The 20002-nt window shown below is 62.1% G+C and carries 18 protein-coding genes; 5 read left to right on the forward strand and 13 right to left on the reverse strand.

Going from position 1 to position 20002, the window contains the following annotated elements:
- Window positions 1-42 precede the first annotated feature (42 nt).
- On the forward strand, window positions 43-891 hold the full coding sequence (locus tag BST12_RS07580) for a polyprenyl synthetase family protein (protein WP_372510899.1): 849 nt from the start codon (window positions 43-45) through the stop codon (window positions 889-891).
- On the opposite strand, the gene BST12_RS07585 is transcribed toward BST12_RS07580, so the two are convergent.
- Genes BST12_RS07585 through BST12_RS07620 form a run of 8 tightly spaced genes read right to left on the reverse strand, consistent with a single transcriptional unit; the run spans window position 884 to window position 9880 of the window.
- Complete coding sequence (locus BST12_RS07585; RefSeq protein ID WP_083112489.1) at window positions 884-1777, reverse strand: UbiA prenyltransferase family protein; 894 nt, start codon at window positions 1775-1777, stop codon at window positions 884-886. The two genes, BST12_RS07580 and BST12_RS07585, sit on opposite strands and share 8 nt — an antisense overlap.
- 23 nt (window positions 1778-1800) lie before the next feature.
- Window positions 1801-2511, reverse strand: coding sequence for a bifunctional 2-polyprenyl-6-hydroxyphenol methylase/3-demethylubiquinol 3-O-methyltransferase UbiG (ubiG, locus tag BST12_RS07590; protein WP_083112490.1), 711 nt, complete (start codon window positions 2509-2511; stop codon window positions 1801-1803).
- Entirely contained in the window at window positions 2508-3638 is a 1131-nt protein-coding gene (locus BST12_RS07595) for a sedoheptulose 7-phosphate cyclase (protein ID WP_083112491.1), read from the reverse strand. Before BST12_RS07595 ends, ubiG begins: the two co-directional genes overlap by 4 nt.
- Window positions 3635-4126, reverse strand: a complete 492-nt coding sequence (locus BST12_RS07600) for an S-ribosylhomocysteine lyase (protein WP_211281227.1) — start codon at window positions 4124-4126, stop codon at window positions 3635-3637. The genes BST12_RS07595 and BST12_RS07600 overlap by 4 nt, the downstream gene beginning before the upstream one ends.
- 25 nt (window positions 4127-4151) lie before the next feature.
- Entirely contained in the window at window positions 4152-5363 is a 1212-nt protein-coding gene (locus BST12_RS07605; RefSeq protein ID WP_211281228.1) for a sugar phosphate isomerase/epimerase family protein, read from the reverse strand.
- 46 nt (window positions 5364-5409) lie between these two features.
- Complete coding sequence (locus BST12_RS07610) at window positions 5410-6564, reverse strand: lipocalin-like domain-containing protein (RefSeq protein ID WP_083112549.1); 1155 nt, start codon at window positions 6562-6564, stop codon at window positions 5410-5412.
- 5 nt (window positions 6565-6569) lie between these two features.
- Window positions 6570-9140, reverse strand: coding sequence for an FtsX-like permease family protein (locus tag BST12_RS07615; protein WP_083112494.1), 2571 nt, complete (start codon window positions 9138-9140; stop codon window positions 6570-6572).
- Between the two features lie 5 nt (window positions 9141-9145).
- Window positions 9146-9880, reverse strand: a complete 735-nt coding sequence (locus tag BST12_RS07620) for an ABC transporter ATP-binding protein (RefSeq protein ID WP_083112495.1) — start codon at window positions 9878-9880, stop codon at window positions 9146-9148.
- Between the two features lie 255 nt (window positions 9881-10135).
- Between BST12_RS07620 and mscL the strand changes: the two genes are divergently transcribed.
- Window positions 10136-10588, forward strand: coding sequence for a large-conductance mechanosensitive channel protein MscL (gene mscL, locus BST12_RS07625; RefSeq protein ID WP_083112496.1), 453 nt, complete (start codon window positions 10136-10138; stop codon window positions 10586-10588).
- A gap of 15 nt (window positions 10589-10603) precedes the next feature.
- Here mscL and BST12_RS07630 read toward each other — a convergent pair whose 3' ends face one another.
- The 5 genes from BST12_RS07630 to rpmF form a co-directional block, all read right to left on the reverse strand.
- Window positions 10604-11149, reverse strand: coding sequence for a MogA/MoaB family molybdenum cofactor biosynthesis protein (locus tag BST12_RS07630; protein WP_083112550.1), 546 nt, complete (start codon window positions 11147-11149; stop codon window positions 10604-10606).
- Window positions 11149-12597 carry a S1C family serine protease gene (locus BST12_RS07635; RefSeq protein WP_083112497.1) on the reverse strand — a complete coding sequence of 483 codons (1449 nt, stop codon included), beginning with the start codon at window positions 12595-12597 and terminating at the stop codon, window positions 11149-11151. The genes BST12_RS07630 and BST12_RS07635 overlap by 1 nt, the downstream gene beginning before the upstream one ends.
- Window positions 12598-12692: 95 nt before the next feature.
- The gene (locus tag BST12_RS07645) at window positions 12693-14225 is read right to left on the reverse strand and encodes a HAMP domain-containing sensor histidine kinase (RefSeq protein WP_083112498.1); all 1533 of its coding nucleotides are present in this window, start codon (window positions 14223-14225) and stop codon (window positions 12693-12695) included.
- Entirely contained in the window at window positions 14225-14914 is a 690-nt protein-coding gene (gene mprA / locus BST12_RS07650; RefSeq protein ID WP_083112499.1) for a two-component system response regulator MprA, read from the reverse strand. The genes BST12_RS07645 and mprA overlap by 1 nt, the downstream gene beginning before the upstream one ends.
- A gap of 213 nt (window positions 14915-15127) precedes the next feature.
- A complete protein-coding gene (gene rpmF / locus BST12_RS07655; RefSeq protein WP_083112500.1) occupies window positions 15128-15301 on the reverse strand; it encodes a 50S ribosomal protein L32 in 174 nt (57 codons plus the stop codon).
- A gap of 272 nt (window positions 15302-15573) precedes the next feature.
- Between rpmF and BST12_RS07660 the strand changes: the two genes are divergently transcribed.
- The 3 genes from BST12_RS07660 to BST12_RS07670 are packed head-to-tail and all read left to right on the forward strand — an operon-like array spanning window position 15574 to window position 20002.
- On the forward strand, window positions 15574-17265 hold the full coding sequence (locus BST12_RS07660; RefSeq protein WP_139801546.1) for an acyclic terpene utilization AtuA family protein: 1692 nt from the start codon (window positions 15574-15576) through the stop codon (window positions 17263-17265).
- Window positions 17262-18410, forward strand: a complete 1149-nt coding sequence (locus BST12_RS07665) for an acyl-CoA dehydrogenase family protein (RefSeq protein WP_083112502.1) — start codon at window positions 17262-17264, stop codon at window positions 18408-18410. Before BST12_RS07660 ends, BST12_RS07665 begins: the two co-directional genes overlap by 4 nt.
- Window positions 18407-20002 (forward strand): acyl-CoA carboxylase subunit beta, encoded by a 1596-nt coding sequence (locus BST12_RS07670; RefSeq protein WP_083112503.1) that lies wholly within the window; start codon window positions 18407-18409, stop codon window positions 20000-20002. The genes BST12_RS07665 and BST12_RS07670 overlap by 4 nt, the downstream gene beginning before the upstream one ends.

The raw sequence follows: 20002 nt of genomic DNA on the forward strand, positions 1-20002 counted from the left end.
ACCGAAAAGAAATATGTTGTACCCGTGACCGCATCTATGAGCGTGCTCGGCGGCGTGGAGTTCAGCGATCCGCAATTTGCAATCAGTGTCCGCGACGGCATAACCCGGATCGAGGAGCTGATTCGCACTGAGCTCGCTCAGGGCGACGAAATCATCCGCGACGCGGTGCCGGAATCGTTGGAAACCAACGATATTCGGTTCCGGCCGCTATTCACGGTCCTCGCGGCACAATTCGGGCCGAATCCCGACGCGCAGCAGGTCACGCTCGCCGGCGCGGCAGTTGAGTTGATGCATCTGGCGACGCTGTGCCACGACACAGTCGTGGATAAGGCAGCGGCGCGAGTTGACACATCGAAGATCCGCTCGGCCAATAACGTCGCAATTCTCGCCGGCGACTACCGATTCGCGACGGTGTCTCGACTGGGGTCGTGGCTCGGCCCGCGAGCCTTCCAGACCATCGCCGAGACATTCGCCGAATTGGTCACCGGCCAGATGCGCGAAACACGCAGCGCGCCAACCCATATCGACCGCCTGGAGCATTACCTTCAGTGCGTGCAGGAGAAGACTGGATCGATAATCGCGGCGGCCGGGCAGCTGGGAGCGACCTTTTCCGGCGCGGGCGAAGAGCAGACCGCTCGTCTGTCGCGACTAGGCCGCCTTATCGGCGCCGCGTTTCACATTTCCGAGGACATTATCAGCATCGCCGGAAATTCCGACCAGGTTGCCGAAGTATTCACGCTGCTCCGCAGCGCGGCGGGCCTGGCTCAGGCAAAGGCAGCCGTGGGCAAGTACGTGGCACAAGCCCGCGACGAGCTGGCCTCCTTACCCGACTGCGCCGCGAGACAAACACTGTCCACACTGGTCGATTCGACGCTTCTGAAGATCACTTAATCAGCACGAAAGCGATGATGAGCAGCAACAAAGCCAGCGGATAATAACTTGCGCTGTCGAACAGCTTTGCCGCTTGTCTCCCCTCATGAGCACGATGCAATCGCCACGCCGGTATGAGCAGGAAATAGGTGCCGATCGCGGCGCTGGCCAGCACGTAAGGCACACCCAGATGTAGCGGTGAGACCAATGGCATGCACAAGCTGCTGACCACCGTAATTCCCAATGCGAACAGGACGACCTTGCCTGCGGTTTCGGTGCCGAGCTCCAGCGGAATGGTCTTGGCATCGACGCGTTTGTCTTCCACCGTGTCGTTCCAGTCGGCCGGCACGTTCTGCCCTCCGACCTCCCAGGAGAAAACCCAGGCAAGCACCAGCAAAACCAAGCCGGCAGACGGCTTGGGCGCGACCGCGAAGATAGCGGAAATGGGTCCGCTCGATTTGACCAAACCACTGACCACGGTTCGCCAATAGGTGATTTTCAAGAGCAGCACGTAGACCACTTCCAGAACCGCTGCGGTAACAAGAATCACCACAATGGCCGGATTCAAGAAGAAGGAGCCAATGATTGCCGCGATGAACCACAGCGCAAACCAGAGGATTCCCTTCCGCAGGCTCAGCGCCTTCTGCGCCAAGGGATAACGCAACTCCGACGCCTCGACCGAATAACCCGCATTGATACCGCCGGCAAACTTCTCCTCGTCCACAGCCTTGCCGACCAGGTCATTAAGGGCATATATCGCGGTATACGCGGAGAAGCCTACGAAGACGGCAAGGAGAATAACCTGCCATGCGGGAAAGCTGCCGAGCGCAAGTCCCGCGCAAACTGCCGGAGTGGCGAGATCCAGAACACCATGGACGGTCCGGGAGAGCGCGAAGAACTCTTTCATGTGCGATGACTCCGCTTGACTCGTCAGCCCTTCTTGGTGAAATGCGCTAGGTAGTTCACATCGACAGAATCCGCGGCGAGTCTGAATCTCTTGGTGAACGGGTTGTAGATCAGGCTGGCGAACTTGCCGAAATCTAGCGAGTTGGCACGACTCCAAGCCGTCAATTCTCCCGGCCGAATCAATTTGCTATACGTGTGGGTGCCCCGAGGTAAAAGACGCAAAATGTATTCGCCGCCGACGATGGCGAACAGGAACGCCTTCGGTGTGCGGTTGATCGTTGAGAAGAAGGCGTGTCCACCGGGTTTCAGGGCGCGAGCGCACGCCGCCACGATCTGCTCCGGTTCCGGCACATGTTCGAGCATCTCCATACATGTCACAACGTCAAAGCCCCCCGAGTCCTGCGCTGCGACATTTTCGACGCTGTCATACAGGTACGCGATATTCAATCCTTCGCTGCGCGCATGAGCGCGCGCGACGTCCAGCGATTGGCGTGACATATCCAAGCCCGTCACCTGGGCACCTGCCTTGGCCAAGGCTTCCGAAAGGATTCCACCGCCGCAGCCGACATCCAGAATTTTCAGGCCCTCAATACTGACCACGTCTTGGATGAACTTTGTGCGCAACGGATTGATCGAATGAAGCCCGCCCATTTCACCATTCGGGTCCCACCAGATATCCGACACTTTGTCGAATTTTTCAACCTCGCCGCCATCTACATTGTCGAAAGTCGTCACCGTGGCACCATCATCCAGTCGTTGAGAGATCTGCTTGCCTGCTCTATTTCGCTATACGCAATGTCGTTGACGAAGGTACATCTTCCGATGCCGTGCGGCATGGGCACACGTTGTAACCCATTGCGGTGGTAGACGCGCTCCTCCAGCGAGGCCCAGAGCACCTGCGGATCGAGGAGTGACATATCCAAAACGATGGTGAGCTTTTCGACCAGGTTGAAGATCCGGGTCGCTTCCTCATCGGTCAACAGTTTCCGCTCGCGGGAGATCATCACCGAAAGGAGGACGTCCAGCAACACCGCCTCACCATGTAAGAGGTCTGCTTCGTAACGCGTTTCCAATCCATAGCTAAAGGTGTGACCGAAATCCACTTTGCGATCGAGATCCTCTTCGAGGATATTGGGCTCAAGTTCTTCGATCATCCCCGCTACCGCGCGGTCGAGGATCGCACAACCTTCATCGCTTTGCAGTTGAACGTCGACAGCTTCCGGCCCGAGCGCTTCCAACAAATCGAACAGCGCGGCGTCCGTGATGACCGCCAGCTTGATGATCTCGCAAATGCCGTTCAGTATGTGCCGGCGCGGCAGGGTCCTGAGAAACGACTTGTCGAGCAAAACTTTTTGGGGAGCCTGGAACGCGCCGAGGCGGTTCTTGTTGCCGTTGAAATTGATGCCATTTTTGATGCCTACAGCCGCATCGACATAGCCCATCAACGTGGTGGGCACCTTTATATGCGGCACACCGCGGCGATAGGTGCTTGCGACGAAAGCGACCACGTCGGTCAACACCCCGCCACCGACGGCGATGATCGGTTCATCCCTGCGATGAATGGGAAAGGCATCCAGTTCGCGCACGAGAGAGAAATAATATTCAGCGGTCTTGTTCTCTTCACCACCGGGGAACACAACGATTTTGGTCGCAATCCCGTGATGTGAGAAGTAGCTTCGCATTTGCGTGCCGAAATCGCGTTCCACGTTGCCATCGACGACCACGAACCGGCAACCGTTCTTGACTTTTCCGGACGAGAGCAGGGCCATATTCTGCGGATCGAATAGGTTTGGCGTGTCGACGACTTCATATTCGACTGTAGACGCGTATTTGACGCGTCTGGTCAACATGGTATCGGTCATATCACCCGCCGCCAGTTGGCGCGCGCATCCAGCACGTTCTTGGCGACGGCCTGAGCGAGCGCCACGCTGTGATTTTTAGCATTGCCACATTGCTGAATGTTGGCGAAAGGCACTTCGCTGGCAAGCAATACGTCGTTGAGAATGGCTTCATAGGTATCGCAGATCTTCTCCGCGTTGCCTTCGTTATGCAGGACCAGATAGAATCCGGTTTGGCATCCCATCAAGCCCACCGACAGAAAATTATCGGGCATATATTTGAGAAAGCCATACAGCAAAAAATGCTCCAGCGAGTGCATCTCCGTTGCCGACAAGAATTCAACATTGGGTTCGTTGATGCGCAGGTCGATACAATAGACGATGTCGCCTCGAGGCCCCTCATTTGCGGAGCGCAATTTTACGTGCGGCACCCTTAACAAGCGATGGTCGAGCTCGCCGACCGTGTCAGCCGGCCAGCCGAGTTGCTCCAGTTGAATCATGTAAGCGCCCACATTTCTACAGTCGAGGTTGTTATTCCTACACGAACTGCGATAAATGTCTAAAGCTATCGCCCATTGCCTTCTGCCAGGATGCAACGTGGTGATACAACTCCACAGAAGCATAACCCGAAAAACCGCCGGCTTCCAGTGCCTTGAAACTTGAGGCAAAGTCCATCGTGCCTTCGCCCGGAATCTCATGAAAGTGCACGATTCCGGTCAGCGTATTTGCGACCATCTTGTCCATCAATAATTCACCGCGCGCGTCTTTCGTCGTCCGCAAGTACAAGATGATCGGTCGAGCCCGCTCGAGCACATCGTAACTCAGCCCGGGTACGGAAATGAGATACGTGAAAATCTCATCGTCGAGCGGTGAGGAGTTTGCACCGAGTTTGCCATAGTCCACCAGGGTAAGTTGCTCCGCTATGCCCAGCGAGTCTATGACATCCGCAATCCGCTCCGCCTTTTCTTTGGAGGGTGTCTGATCATAAAAATAGATCGGATGCCGGGGATCCGCGAGTAGAAATTCCGCGGTTTCGGGGAAATAGATCAGATAGTTGGCGAAGTCAAGATCGAGCGTCAGATCATCGGCCATTTTCAGGATTTTCAGGTTGTAACCGGCCTGCGCGTCCGAAACATGCAGGAAGCGGGCATGCGGCGCAGCCTTTGCTAACGCGCCGACATAATCCTCATGAGAGCAATACAGGTGACACATATCCAGATGCAATTGAAATTTGGGCGAATCGACTTCATCGATCAGGCTCAGCCCGTCTTCGATTGTTTCGATGTACATGCCAGGCTCGGGCTCGATCAACAGCGTGATGTCTTCGTCGTCACGCACACTCGCCAGACATTGATGAATGCTGTCGACCAGCAGTTCGCGCGGATTGGCCGACGGGTTCATCACGTGTTCGTCGCGGATGAAGCCGCTGCCGAAAGTGACCAGGGGAACATCCAGCTTGCGAGCGACGTCGATGCCCCGACGGATGAGGTCGATGCGGCGTTTCCGGCCGGCTAGATCGGGGCTCATCAGCGATGGTTCGTGGGGACGGGCGGGGCTGAAGAAATGGGAAGCGGTTGCCACGCAGGCGGCTTTGCTCCGCACGGCGGACAGTCGCCGCTTGATCTCGCCGACGTAGTCATCGGTCAGGTTGAACGGATTGAAGTGATCCCGGTGAAAAGCCAGCTCGATGCCCGGATATCCCACCTTGTCTACTTCAATAATGGAATCGAGGAAATCGATATTGGTCAAGCCAAATGTACTGTAACTGAGCTCTATCATTTTTCCTTTCTTCAAATCAGTGTGTGGAGCGCGAGTATCCAGTCATTTCAACATATCCCCGGCCCTTGACGGGTGTATCCCGGCGATGTCCGTCAAAAGCCACCGCCCCCTCCCAGTACGTCGTTGACAGCGGTGACTCTTGATTGGGCATCAAGGCCGAACCGGACAGGGTCAAGCCCAACTTGCTGATCTCGATTTCCCATCCAATGGGGTAGGTGGCGCCACTGTGCTGACTCGTCCAATGCTCCTTGGGGATCAAGCGCCAATCGGATAGCGTCAAGTGGGTCACGGTGCCATCACTGGAAATATAGGACCCACTGGACGCCGGCTTCACCCGGCCATTGGATTGCCGAATCTGAAACATCATCAGGGCGGTACCGTCGTCAAATTGCATCGAGAACCAATCCCAGCCGATATCGTCCGCGTCCAACGCGCTGCTACCATACTCGTGGTCGTTCCAGCTGAGGCCGGTCACGGCAAATTTCTGGCCATTGACCGTCACGGTTCCGCGGGTCTCCTGGCGTGCCATCGAATAGTAATAAGTGGCGTTTCCGGCTTCCTCGCCTTTGGGACTCAGACCGTCATTTCCATGCAAAATCGGCCGCAATGTCTGGGTTAGCGTCAGATCGACGGTAGCGTGGTCCGATTTCGCGGTGACGTGGACCGAATTGTTGTCGCCTTCGTGCACAGACCAATCTTCCAACCACACCGCATAGGGCTGCGCGCTCGCGCCGGCGAGGCCCACCGCACCCCGGCTGAATTTTTCCACCGGATAAAAGGACCCGTTGCCGATGTCGCTCACCGCAAAGTGCGCAGAATAGATTTGGTCAGCCCGCCACGCGGATGCGTCGACGGTAGCCGCCGCTTTCAGCGGAGGCGCCAAAGCCCGGCGGAAGAAGGTGAGCTGATAGCCAAAAAGCCGACCGTCAGCGGTTGCCAGATTCCCGGTGTAATACCACCATTCACCCTGGTATTCCTCGTGCGGCCCCAGATCGCGCGGAAATCGAATGGCACCGGGCTCCGTGGCCACGGCGTATCCAGCCGTATTCTCGTCGGCCAAGAGGCCGAGCATGGATCGAGTGGGCGCTCCCGACCGTTCTGGTTGTTGCCACCACCACAGACCCGCTACCAAGGCAAGGAGCGCAATAAGCACCAGTCCGGTCTTCTTCATGGCGATCACTCTTCCCGGATGGCCGAGGCAATGCTCAGCCGCGCCGTATGCCAAGCCGGATAGATACCCGCCGCCAGGGCAGCGACCACTGCCACCAAAAACGCCTGGCCGAAGTATCCAAAGTCAAAATGCATGTCCAGGGTCCAGCCAAACGATCGCAAATTGATAATGCGAATAAGTATCCACGCCAATACAAAGCCCGAAGGCAGCGCAATTAAACCCGCCGTCCCGCCCAGCAGCCCGGCTTCAAACAGAACCAATCTCCACAATTGACGTCGACTCATGCCGATAGCACGAAAAGTACCCAATTCACGAACCCGCTCCAAAGCCAAGCTCATCAAAGCGCCTAATATCCCGATGACGGCAACCACGGTGGCCACCAGCCGTAAGGCACCGGTAACGGCAAAGCTGCGCTCAAAGGTAACCAGCGCGGCTTCGCGGAGACTGCGGCTGGATTGGATGACCAGATCTTTTCGCCCTTCGAACATTGCGTGTAGTTCACCGAGCAAGCCATCGACACTCACGCCCGGCTTCAGCAGGAGCGCCATGTTCGTCACATCTGGATCGCGCCAATTGGACCGATAGGTGGCCTGGTCCATCAACACCACCCCTTGATCCGAGGTGTAGTCGGAGTAGACCGCTAAGACCGGGAACTTGCGGGGGCCCGACTCCGTCATCAGCGTTATCGGTCCTGGCGGAGTCCGCAGATTTTGGCGCGATACCAACGGCTCCGACAGCATTACCCCTTCGCCGGCCAAGAAGCGGTGCCACAGTGTGTGCTCGTCACCACTGATCCAGCGATACGGTCGCTTTCCGTCAGATATATCGCCCGTGACCGCCGTCAGGTCCACCTCTCGCCCCCAGTCGGGGGCAAAGACGGCCGTAAAGCGACTCGTGATTGCCTCGCGTACGCCTGGCCACTGTTTCAGCGTCCGCACGGCATCCGGAGGCAGATTCCCACTGGGGCGCGTGGAGGTAAGGGCTGGTGCAGAAACATAGATGTCCGTTTGCAAGGTCAACCCGAGCCAATTGGCGAACGTTTGCCGAAACGAGCCGACCATCAGCGAGACGCCGACAATTACCGACACGGCCGTCGTCAACGCGGCTATGGCGACAGAGGTTCGGCTCAGTGAGCGCACGATATCGAGTGGGGCCAGCGCTCCCAATGGACCGAAGAGGCGGCCGAACAACCGTGCCAGGCGCACCATCACAAACCGTGCCACCGGCGCCGCGAACAGCGCGAAGGCGATCATGACCGCGCACAGGCCGGTGAACGCGACGGCCAGGTTCTTGCCCGGCCAACACAGCAGCAAAGCGCCAAAGCCGCCCAGGCAAACCGCGGCTACCCCCAGCCACCGGACGAGCGTGCTCACTTCGCCTTCCAGTGCGGACCGGCGCAGGGTGCTGGCCGGAGGGCTGCGCATCGCCTCGACCGCAGGCGGCAGGGCGGCCAGCAACGCGGCAACGACGCCGACGACCAACCCCTTCACTAAACTTTCCGGCGATAAAGCGACTTCACGTACATTGACTACGAAGTAAAGATCGTTGATCGATTGAGTCACCACGCCAATAAGGCCTTCGCCCAGCCAAACGCCGAATAAGAGGCCCAATCCGCTGCCGAGCAGTCCGGCCACGAGAGTTTCGGTCATTATCAAGCGAAACAGCTGGTCGCGCGTGACACCTAAACATCGCATAATACCGAACAGCCGACGTCGCTGCACAACATTGAATGTCACGGTGTTGTAGATAAGAAATACGCCGACCAGCAAGGCGATCAAACTCATGGCGGTGAGATTGACCGCGAACCCCGTCATCATCTGTTTCATGGTATTGCTTTTCGCGGTCGCCGCCTCTAGCCGCACACCGCTCGGCAATCCTTGTTTGATCTGCGTGGCGGTGACCTCGTCCTTGATGATCATGTCGATGTGGCTAAGTCTGCCAGACATGTGAAACAGCTCCTGCGCCGTGGCAATATCCGCGATGATCAATTCCTGCAACCGTTGTGCGGTAATTGCGTCAGCCGGGGTAAAGAGTCCCACCAGGGTGACGGTGGTGGGCGCACCCAGCACTTGCACGACGAAGCTGTCACCGAGCGCCAAATGATATTGCGCCGCGACGTCCCGGCTCAAAATGACGCCGTTCGGCCGGACGAGGAAATTGCTGGCCGCCTCAAGATCTTGCTGCTGCCATAGAGCCGGGCGAAAAGGCGGCTCTGCAAAAGGGTCGATCCCCATCAAACGCATGGGACGATTGCCCAACTTCGGGGCCAGCACATACCCTTCGACCACGGGAGCCGACAAATCGAATCCGCGCTTTCGAAGGTCCAGGTAGATCTCCTGGTCGAGGCTGCCGCCACGGCCGCCGGCCAGCCGATGGGTTGCTTTTCCGGTGATGGCCTCGGCCGAGATGTCAAGTGCGCGTTGGGCTGACACATTGGTCAGGTCGATGGCCACGACCATGGCCACGCCCAGGGCGATACCCAGGACCAGGAGAATATATTGAAATGGACGCTGGCGCGCGCGGCGCCAAGCCGTGCGCCACAGCGGTAAAGAAGTAAGCGCCGTTGGGATTCTCATCTCAATCAGCTGATGGGCCCCGAGCTGACCCGGTCGTCCACTTCGGTTCCATGGGCCATCCCAGTCACCAATTTTCCGCTATGCAAATAGAGAACTCGATCTGCCTGGTGCACCACCGCCGGATTGTGTGTGGCCATGATCAGCGTCTTGCCTGCTGCACGAGTGAGATCAAGCAGAAGCGCCAATACCTTGTCCCCTATTTCATTGTCGAGATTGCCTGTCGGCTCATCCGCCAGCACCAGCAACGGATTGTGCGCCAACGCCCGACAAATAGCCACTCGTTGTTGTTCTCCACCGGAGAGCTTGTCGGGAAGAGTGCTTTCGCGTCCGGCCATACCAACTTTTTGCAGCAGATCGCGCGCGATACCAACCGCATTTCGCCGCCGCACACCGGCCAGCTCCTGGGATAAAGTGATGTTTTCGAGCACGGTCAGGGTGGGGATTAAATTGAAGAATTGGAATACAATCCCAATGTTATCGCGCCGAAACCGAGTCCGGTCTCGATCGTTCTTCGCGGTAATAGAAAAGCCATTGATGATGACCTCACCCGTTGTCGGCCTTTCGATACCACTAATAAGGTTGAGTAGCGTGCTCTTGCCGCTGCCACTTTGCCCCAAGAGCACCACGAACTCGCCTGGTTCGAAATCGCCGGTGATATCGTCCAAGACTTTGCGTTGAGTTACTCCTTCTTGGAAGGTACGGCTCAAGTGCTTGAGCTGAACGAAGGGTTCGCGGCTCATCGAGTCCTCTGCTGCGCAGTTTCGCGTGGTGTAGCCGGGGACTATTAAACACCTGTTGGATTGTTTGTGTAAGTACCTACTCCGGTCCCAGCGTCCGCCTGGCCCCGACCCCCGACGTTCACCGCAGCAAGGCAGCCCCCGCCACGCCCATCACAACATAGTGGTCTGCGCACCGTGGCAAATTGCTCCGGGTGGGTTAGGTTTTTCTTGGGTCACCCGGGGATCAGCAGCTGTCCACTGCAGAAAGGACGTTCGATGCTCAAAGGGTTCAAAGAATTTCTCTCGCGGGGCAATATCGTCGACCTGTCGGTCGCCGTGGTCATCGGTACGGCGTTCACGGCACTGGTCACGAAATTCACCGACAGCATCATCACGCCGCTGATCAACCGAATCGGGGTAAACCAGCAGTCCAATGTCGGCGCCTTGAAGATCAGCATCGGCGGCGGCCAAACCATTGACCTGAACATCCTGCTGGCGGCCGCGATCAACTTCATCCTCGTCGCGGCGGTGGTGTATTTCCTGGTCGTCCTGCCCTACAGCACGCTGCGCAAGAAGGGTGAGGTCGAGCAGGCCGACGACGCGCAAGTCGTGCTGCTCACCGAAATCCGCGACCTGCTCGCGCAGACCAACGGAAGCTCGTCAGGTAAACACGGCAGCGGCGCACCGACACCAGACCACGGACCCCGCGCGGAGGCCGAATCGCAGTAGCGCGACCGGCTCGGGTCAGATCTCCAGACTCGACAATTGCCCGATGATGTGGGCGGCCAGCGGATTCAGCGTCGCCATCCCATCGCGCACCGCGTAGCGGGAGCCGGCGAGGTTGACCACCAGCGTGCTGCCCGAAACACCCGCCAGACCGCGGGACAGGCCCGCGTCGATGATGCCCGCGGACAGGCCCGAGGCCCGGATGGCCTCGGCGATGCCGAGGATCTCCCGGTCCAGAATGTCGCGGGTGGCTTCCGGGGTGACATCGCGAGGCGTCACTCCGGTGCCGCCGACGGACACCACCAGGTCCACGCCGCCGATCACCGCGGTGTTGAGCGCATTTCGGATCTCGACCTCGTCGGCCTCGACCGCAACCACGCCGTCGACCACGAACCCGGCCTCGGTGAGCAATTCGGTGACCAGCGGGCCGCTGTGGTCCTCATCCCCGTGGGCGGTGCGATCGTCGACGACGACGACGAGTGCCCGGCCGACTACCAACTCCGCACCCTGTTCCATGGGTGCAACCGTATATCCGAGCTCCGACAACTGCGGATCGACCATCATCACTGTTCCGCCTTACCCAGCGTGACCTGCACGGTGCGATTGCTACCCGACGGATCCTGGAAGGTCAGCGTGACTTTGTCGCCCGGCGCCTTGGACCGCACCGCGGCCACCAGCGCGTCGGCGCTGTTGATCGGGCGGTCGTCGACCTTGGTGACGACAACCCCCTTGGGCAGGCCGGCGTTCGCGGCGGCACCGTTTTGCACGACGTCGACGACCTTGGCCCCCGGGACGCCCTTGTCGGTGGTCACCTGCACGCCGAGCGAGGCGTGTGACGCCTTGCCGGTGCTGATCAACTCGTCGGCGATGCGCTTGGCCTGGTTGATCGGAATGGCGAAGCCGAGGCCGATCGAGCCGCTCTGCGCGTCACCGGAATCGGCGCCCAGTGTGGCGATGGCCGAGTTGACGCCGACCAGTTGGCCGCTCATGTTGACCAAAGCGCCGCCGGAGTTTCCGGGGTTGATCGCGGCGTCGGTCTGAATGGCGTCCAGCACGGTGTTCTGGTTGCCCGACTCGCCTGTCGTGGACACCGGCCGGTTAAGCGCGCTGACGATCCCGGTTGTTACCGTGCCCGCCAAGCCCAGCGGCGACCCGATGGCCACCACCGGCTGGCCGACCCGCAGATCCGAGGAAGAGCCGATCGCGATCGGAGTGAGGTTGGAAACGCCCTGCACGCGGACGACGGCGATATCGCTGGTGGGGTCGGCACCGACCACCGTGAACGACGCGGTACGGCCGTCGGAGAACGTCACCGTGGTTTTGGGCGGCGGGCCGGCCGGCGGCTTGGCGGCGGCCGCGACGACGTGGTTGTTGGTCATGATCAGGCCGTCGGCGGACAGGATGACGCCCGAGCCCTCCTCTGACTGTCGGCCCATGTCGGTCTCGAGCATGACGACGCTGGGCACCACTTTGGAGGCCACCTGCTCAACCGAGCCGGGCGGCATGTTGGCCGCTGGGACGCTGGGGGCAGCACCCGTCGCCGAGGATCCGCCGTTGAGGCCGGCGGGTGAGCGGTTGAGCTCGACCACCGAGGCCGCCGCGCCGCCGATGCCGGCCGACACCACCGCGATGGTGAGCGCGCCAACGGCCAACATTCCTGCGCGAGGCCGTCGTTGGCGTATCACCGTGGGCGGCGGACCCATCGGGCCCATCGGCGGCAGCATCCCGGGTATCGGACCAGGCCCGGTGCTCCCGGGTATCGGCCCGGGACCCGTCCCGCCGGGGATCGGCCCGGCACCGGTACCGCCGGGAATCGGGCCGGCGCCGGTGCCACTGAAACCCTCGTAGGGTTGCCGGAACTGGCTTGTTTGGGAGGACGACGACTGCGGGTAGCGCCAATCGATCTGCTGGTTGTACGCCGGCCCTTGGGCATAAGCGGGGGGCACAGGCTGATTAGGCGCGCGATATCCCGGCTGCTGCGGCGGTGGCGAATACCTCGGGTGATTCGTCATGTCGCTAAGTCGCTCTTCCTCTTGTTCTTGGGCTTCCTACGAAGCGTGGCCATGCGCGGCAAGCATGGATGTGGTTTTCAACAGTAACCGCCCCACTACCTTGCGCGCGCGGACTGAGAATCCTCTGAGATAACGTTCGCCGAACCCCGAGAGTTCGCGCTGTCCGCGAACCCGTTCGCGGCGGCACCCGGCTGGGGCGCAGCCGCGGCCGTGGCCGGCATCGGCCGGCCGGGTAACAGCACGTAGATCGCGGTTCCAGGGGGCTGGCCACCCGGCTCTGTGTCTTCGACGCGCAGCGATCCACCGTGGTTAAGTACCACCTGTTTGACGATGGCTAACCCCAAGCCCGAACCGGGCATCGCCCGCGCCGACGTCGACCGGTAGAAACGCTCGAACACCAGCCGGCGCTCTTGTGGCGGGATGCCCGGACCCCGGTCGGAAACCACCAGTTCGGCGTGCGACGGGTCGAGCTGTCGCAGCACGACACCGACATGGCCGCCCGGTGGGCTCCACTTCGCCGCGTTGTCCATCAAATTGAGCACTGCACGCGACAGCATGGCCGCGTCACCGTAGACCTGCCAGGGAATGGCCTGGACGTCGAAGTGGATGTCGTTACGCCGCCGCCGGACCCGCTCCAGGCTGCGGTCGACGACGTCGGCCATGTCCACCGGCTCATGCACGACTTCCCCGGCGTCGCCGCGGGTGAGGTCCACCAAATCGCCCACCAGCGTGGACAATTCCTCGATCTGGGCCAGCACGTCGGCGCGCAGATCGACCATCTCCTGCTCGGGTAGCCGCGGCGCACCGGGTGCCATCGAAGCGATCAGCAATTCGACGTTGGTGCGCAGCGACGTCAGCGGGGTGCGCAATTCATGCCCCGCATCGGTGACCAGCCGGGCCTGCCGCTCCCGGGATTCGGCCAGCGCTCGCAACATCAGATTGAACGCTTCGGTGAGCCTGGCCAGTTCGTCGCTGCCGAAGACCGGGATGGGCCGCAGGTCGTCGGTTCGTGCCACACGTTCGGCGGCTTCGGTGAGCCGGCCCACCGGACGCAGCCCGGCGCGGGTGACCATGCCGCCGGCCACCGCGGCCACCGCCACACCGACGCCACCGACGATGAGCAGCACCGCGCGCAGTTTGGTCATGACCGCTTCGGTGGGTTTGAGGCTCTTGGAGATCAGCAGTGAGCTGCCGCTGGGCAGATGGATGGCAAGCACCCGCTGATCGGATGCGGTGCGCCGGGACATGAACAGATCGCCGCGGATCACCGCTTTCTCCGGCGTGCCCACGGGCAGCGTCTGGCCGGGCTGGTTAGCGGTGTAGATGGAATGGCCGGGGTTCACCAGCATGGCGTTGACGTCGGAGTAGGCGGTGCCTTCGATGGCCTTGCCGGGATCGGCGGCCAGCGAACCGCTGGCGATCAGCAACTGCGCCCGGCTTTGCAGCTGGTTGTCGATGTCGCTGTAGAGCGCGGCCGAGATAACCGCGTAGACCGCGAACGACATCAACACGACGACCATCGCGACCATCGACATCGCCAGCAGCATTACCCGCCACCGCAGGGACAGCGAGCTGGTAGCTCTCAGCGGCGCGCGGCCCGCCCGGGGAGGGCGACGGAACCAACTCATCAGGGCGGTGTTTCGCGAAGCACGTAACCCACGCCGCGCACGGTGTGGATCAGCCGCGGCTCGCCATCGGCCTCGGTCTTACGGCGCAGATAGCCGACGTAGACCTCCAGCGCGTTGCCGGAGGTGGGAAAGTCGAAGCCCCACACCTCTTCCAGGATGCGGCTGCGGGTCAGCACCCGGCGCGGATTGGCGATCAGCATCTCCAGCAGAGCGAACTCGGTGCGGGTGAGGCTGATCCGCCGCTGGCCGCGAGTGACTTCGCGGGTCACCGGGTCCAACGCGAGGTCGGAGAACCGCATGGCCACCGACTCGGCGGTGTCATCGTCGGGTTTGGTGCGGCGCAGCAGCGCCCGCATCCGCGCCAGCAGCTCTTCCAGAGCGAACGGCTTCGGCAGGTAGTCGTCGGCGCCGGCGTCCAGGCCGGCCACCCGCTCGGATACCGAGTCGCGCGCGGTCAACACCAGAATGGGCAGGTCATCACCGGTGCTGCGGAGTTGACGGCACACCTCGAGGCCGTCGAGCCGCGGCATCATGACATCGAGCACCAGTGCGTCAGGTCGATCGCTGGCAATCATCTCCAGGGCCTCGAGCCCGTCGTGGGCCAGCTCAACGGAGTAACCATTGAAAGAAAGCGACCTGCGCAGCGACTCGCGCACTGCGCGATCGTCGTCGACGACAAGTATCCGCACGGAACTAGTTTCGTACGAACGCCTGAGACAGGGCTGAGAGACGCGCCGATGTCGTGGCGTCGCCCGGCAAACTCCAACCACACCCGCCACATTGGCCCCTGACGGTAGGGAAGGGTCCTTTGCCCGCCTCCGAGCGACACCTGCAAACTGTCGATGAGATGAGCAAAAAGTGCATGGCCCACCTAGAGACCGGTGGGGCAGCTGTGATCGCGGCTAGCGCTTGTCGAGATCGATGAGGCCGAGGCGGGCGGCCTTGAGCAGCCGGCGCGGCACCTTGTGCTTGTGGCCGCCCACGTTGACGCCGACCAGATCGGTCTTAGTGGCCTTCCACTGCGAGCGCCGGCTTCGGGTATTCGCGCGCGACATCCTGCGCTTAGGTACGGCCATGGTCGGGCCTTACTCCTCAATTGGGGTTTCGGGTCGGGCGTGTCGCGCGGCATGGCCGGTCGGCCGAACGGCGACTTGTTACACAAAGGGTAATCGGTGAGCTGCTGCTGGCCAAAACGGGTTCCAGGCGGGTATTCACCACCCGTCATTTCGATCGGGCTATGCTGACCTACCGGTTGGTTGGTTAATCTCGCCGACCGAATAATCCCAACGGAGGGAGGACGCGCATGGCTGCCGTTTCCAGGGCCGGTTCTCATGCCGTCTCCAATGCCGTGCGTATCGCGAACTGCTCGGGCTTTTACGGCGACCGGCTGTCGGCCATGCGCGAGATGCTCACCGGCGGCGACGTTGACTACCTAACCGGCGACTACCTGGCCGAACTGACCATGCTCATCCTGGGCCGCGACCGGATGAAGAACCCGGACCGCGGCTACGCCAAGACGTTCTTGACCCAGCTGGAAGATTGCCTGGGGCTGGCCGTCGACCACGAAGTGCGGATCGTCGCCAACGCGGGGGGCCTCAACCCCGCCGGGCTGGCCGACGCGGTTCGCGCCCTGGCGCAACGGTTGGGCATCCCGGCCCGGGTGGCCCACGTCGAAGGCGACGACCTGCAGCCCCGCGCGGCCGAACTCGGTCTCGGCTCGCCGCTCACCGCGAACGCATACCTGGGCGCATGGGGTATCGCCGACTGCCTTGGCGCCGGAGCCGACGTGGTGGTGACCGGCCGGGTCACCGACGCCTCGGTGATCGTCGGCTCCGCGGCCGCCCACTTCGGCTGGGGCCGCACCGACTACAACCAGCTCGCCGGTGCCGTCGTCGCCGGGCATGTCATCGAATGCGGCGTTCAGGCCACCGGCGGCAACTACGCGTTCTTCACCGAGGTCCCCGGCCACACCAGCCTTCTACACGCCGGCTTCCCCTTGGCCGAGGTCAACGGCGACGGCTCGGCGGTGATCACCAAGCACCCCGGAACCGGTGGCCTGGTCAGTGTCGACACCGTGACCGCGCAACTGCTCTACGAGATCACCGGCGCCCGCTACGCCAACCCGGACGTAACCGCCCGGATGGACACCATTGAGCTGTCCTCCGATGGACCCGACCGGGTGCGGATCAGCGGGGTGGTGGGCGAACCGCCACCGCCCACGCTGAAGGTGTCGCTGAACAGCATCGGCGGCTTCCGTAACGCCATGACGTTCGTGCTGACCGGCCTGGACATCGAGGCCAAGGCGGAATTGGTGCGCCGCCAACTGGAATCCAGCCTGACCGTCAAGCCCGCCGAACTCGAGTGGACCCTGGCCCGCACCGACCACCCCGACGCGGACACCGAAGAGGCCGCCAGCGCATTGCTGCGCTGCGTGGTACGTGACCCCGACCCGGCCAATGTCGGTCGTCAATTCTCCTCGGCCGCAGTCGAATTGGCCCTAGCCAGCTATCCGGGCTTCACCGTCACCGCTCCGCCCGGCGAGGGGCAGGTGTACGGCGTGTTCACCCCCGGCTACGTCGATGCCGCCCAGGTGCCGCACGTCGCAGTGCACCCCGACGGCACTCGGACCGAGATACCTTGCGCTACCGAGACTTTGGAGCTGGCCCCGGCGGACCCACCGGCGTTGCCGGACCCATTGCCCACCGGTCCGACCCGCCGGGCACCACTGGGCCTGATCGCCGGTGGCCGTAGCGGCGACAAGGGCGGGTCGGCCAACGTCGGGGTGTGGGTGCGCACCGACGAGCAGTGGCGCTGGCTGGCCAACACCCTGACCGTCGAGCTGCTCAAGGAACTGCTCCCGGAAGCCGCCGAATTAGAGGTCACCCGCCATGTGCTGCCCAATCTGCGGGCGGTGAACTTCGTGATCGAGGGGATCCTCGGTCAGGGCGTCGCATATCAGGCGCGATTCGATCCGCAGGCCAAGGGGCTGGGCGAATGGTTGCGCAGCCGACACGTCGACATTCCGGAGAGGCTTTTGTGAGCATTTGGAACACACCCGAGCGCGATCAGCTGCGAAAGACAGTCCGCGCGTTCGCTGAGCGGGAGATCCTGCCCAACGTCGAGGAGTGGGAACGCACCGGCGACCTGCCGCGCGATTTGCACCGGCGCGCCGGGGCCACCGGCCTGTTGGGCGCCGGTCTGCCCGAGTCGGCCGGCGGCGGTGGCGGCGACGGCGCCGACTCGGTGATCGTCTGCGAAGAAATGCACCAATCCGGTGCCCCGGGAGGCGTTTTCGCGTCGCTGTTCACCTGCGGCATCGCGGTTCCGCACATGATCGCATCCGGTGATCAACGGCAGATCGAAACGTTCGTGCGCCCGACGCTGGCCGGCGAGAAGATTGGTGCGCTGGCCATCACCGAGCCCGGCGGCGGGTCAGACGTCGGGCATCTGCGCACCGCGGCCGTCGCCGACGGGGACGAGTACGTGATCAACGGCGCCAAGACCTACATCACCTCCGGGGTGCGCGCCGACTTCGTCGTCACCGCGGCACGCACGGGAGGCCCTGGGGCCGCGGGGGTTTCGCTGATTGTCGTCGAGAAGGGCACACCAGGATTCGAGGTAAGCCGCAAGCTGGACAAGATGGGCTGGCGGTCCTCGGACACCGCCGAGTTGTCCTACACCGATGTACGAGTGCCGAAGGCCAATCTGGTCGGCGCAGAGAACAGCGGCTTCGCCCAGATCGCGCAGGCATTCGTCGCCGAGCGCATCGCCCTGGCCGCGCAGGCCTATTCGAGCGCCCAGCGCTGCCTGGACATTACCGCGCAGTGGTGCCGGGACCGGGAAACCTTTGGCCGCCCGCTAATTTCACGACAGTCGGTGCAGAACACGCTGGCCGACATGGCGCGCCGCATCGACGTCGCACGCGTCTACTCGCGCCATGTGGTGGAACGTCAACTCGCCGGTGAGACCGACCTCATCGCGGAGGTCTGTTTCGCCAAGAACACCGCCGTCAAGGCCGGCGAATGGGTGGCCCACCAAGCCGTTCAGCTGTTCGGCGGCATGGGCTACATGGCCGAATCCGAAATCGAGCGCCAATACCGCGACATGAGGATTCTCGGCATCGGCGGCGGAACCACCGAAATCCTTACCGCTTTGGCGGCCAAGCGTTTGGGGTATCAATCGTGAGCGTATTGCAGTCCACTCTCGATCCCAACGGGGCAACCTTCGTCGAGGCGGCATCCGCGGCAACCGGGAAGCTCGACGAAATCACCGCCGCACTCACCGAAGCACTCGAGGGCGGCGGGCCGAAGTACGTCGAACGCCACCACGCCCGCGGCAAACTCACCGCCCGCGAACGCATCGAACTGCTCGTCGACCCGGATTCGCCGTTCCTCGAACTGAGTCCGCTCGCGGCGTGGGGCAGCGCGTTCAAAGTCGGGGCCAGCACGGTCACCGGAATCGGCGCGGTGTGTGGCGTGGAGTGCATGATCGTCGCCAACGATCCCACCGTCAAGGGCGGCACCAGCAATCCCTGGACGCTGCGAAAGATACTGCGGGCCAACCAGATCGCGCTACAGAACCGCCTTCCGGTGGTCTCGCTGGTGGAATCCGGCGGCGCCGATCTGCCCACCCAGAAGGAAATCTTCATCCCCGGCGGACAGATGTTCCGCGACCTGACCCGGCTTTCGGCAGCCGGGATCCCCACCATCGCGCTGGTCTTCGGCAACTCCACGGCCGGCGGCGCCTATGTGCCCGGCATGTCCGATCACGTAGTGATGATCAAGGAACGCTCGAAGGTATTCCTGGCCGGTCCCCCACTGGTGAAGATGGCCACCGGCGAGGAGTCCGACGACGAGTCGCTGGGCGGCGCCGAAATGCACGCCCGCATCTCCGGATTGGCCGACTACTTCGCACTCGACGAACTCGACGCGATCCGGATCGGCCGTCGCATCGTCGCCCGGCTGAACTGGGTCAAACAGGGGCCCGAACCCAAGCCGGTGACAGCGCCGCTGTTCGATACCGAAGAGCTGATCGGCATCGTGCCCGCCGACCTGCGCATCCCGTTCGACCCCCGCGAGGTGATCGCCCGAATCGTCGACGGCTCCGAATTCGACGAATTCAAGCCGTTGTACGGCTCGTCTCTGGTGACGGGATGGGCCCAGTTGCACGGCTACCCGCTGGGCATCCTGGCCAATGCGCGCGGCGTGCTGTTCAGTGAGGAGTCGCAGAAGGCCACGCAGTTCATCCAGCTGGCCAACCGCTCCAACACGCCACTGTTGTTCTTGCACAACACCACCGGCTACATGGTGGGCAAGGACTACGAAGAGGGCGGCATGATCAAGCACGGCTCGATGATGATCAATGCCGTATCCAATTCGACCGTCCCGCATATCTCGCTGCTGATCGGCGCCTCCTACGGCGCCGGCCACTACGGCATGTGCGGACGCGCCTACGACCCGCGGTTCCTGTTCGCCTGGCCCAGCGCCAAATCGGCGGTGATGGGCGGCGCCCAGCTCTCCGGCGTGCTGTCCATCGTGGCGCGAGCGGCCGCCGAGGCCCGCGGGCAGCAGGTCGACGACGCCGCCGATGCTGCCATGCGCGCCGCCGTCGAAGGACAGATCGAAGCCGAGTCGCTGCCGTTGGTCCTGTCCGGGATGCTCTACGACGACGGGGTGATCGACCCGCGCGACACCCGCACCGTGCTGGGAATGTGTCTGTCCGCCATAGCCAATGGCCCGATCAAGGGGACGTCGAACTTCGGCGTCTTCAGAATGTGA

This window comes from Mycobacterium angelicum, from assembly GCF_002086155.1.
In the GTDB taxonomy this organism is placed as follows: Bacteria; Actinomycetota; Actinomycetes; order Mycobacteriales; family Mycobacteriaceae; genus Mycobacterium; species Mycobacterium angelicum.

Bases quoted from the DNA above. Each gene is read 5' to 3' on its own strand.
- BST12_RS07585 (WP_083112489.1), bottom strand. From the start codon at position 1,777: ATGAAAGAGTTCTTCGCGCTCTCCCGGACCGTCCATGGTGTTCTGGAT.
- BST12_RS07595 (WP_083112491.1), bottom strand. From the start codon at position 3,638: ATGACCGATACCATGTTGACCAGACGCGTCAAATACGCGTCTACAGTC.
- BST12_RS07610 (WP_083112549.1), bottom strand. From the start codon at position 6,564: ATGAAGAAGACCGGACTGGTGCTTATTGCGCTCCTTGCCTTGGTAGCG.
- BST12_RS07615 (WP_083112494.1), bottom strand. From the start codon at position 9,140: ATGAGAATCCCAACGGCGCTTACTTCTTTACCGCTGTGGCGCACGGCT.
- BST12_RS07620 (WP_083112495.1), bottom strand. From the start codon at position 9,880: ATGAGCCGCGAACCCTTCGTTCAGCTCAAGCACTTGAGCCGTACCTTC.
- mscL (WP_083112496.1), top strand. From the start codon at position 10,136: ATGCTCAAAGGGTTCAAAGAATTTCTCTCGCGGGGCAATATCGTCGAC.
- BST12_RS07630 (WP_083112550.1), bottom strand. From the start codon at position 11,149: ATGATGGTCGATCCGCAGTTGTCGGAGCTCGGATATACGGTTGCACCC.
- BST12_RS07635 (WP_083112497.1), bottom strand. From the start codon at position 12,597: ATGACGAATCACCCGAGGTATTCGCCACCGCCGCAGCAGCCGGGATAT.
- BST12_RS07645 (WP_083112498.1), bottom strand. From the start codon at position 14,225: ATGAGTTGGTTCCGTCGCCCTCCCCGGGCGGGCCGCGCGCCGCTGAGA.
- rpmF (WP_083112500.1), bottom strand. From the start codon at position 15,301: ATGGCCGTACCTAAGCGCAGGATGTCGCGCGCGAATACCCGAAGCCGG.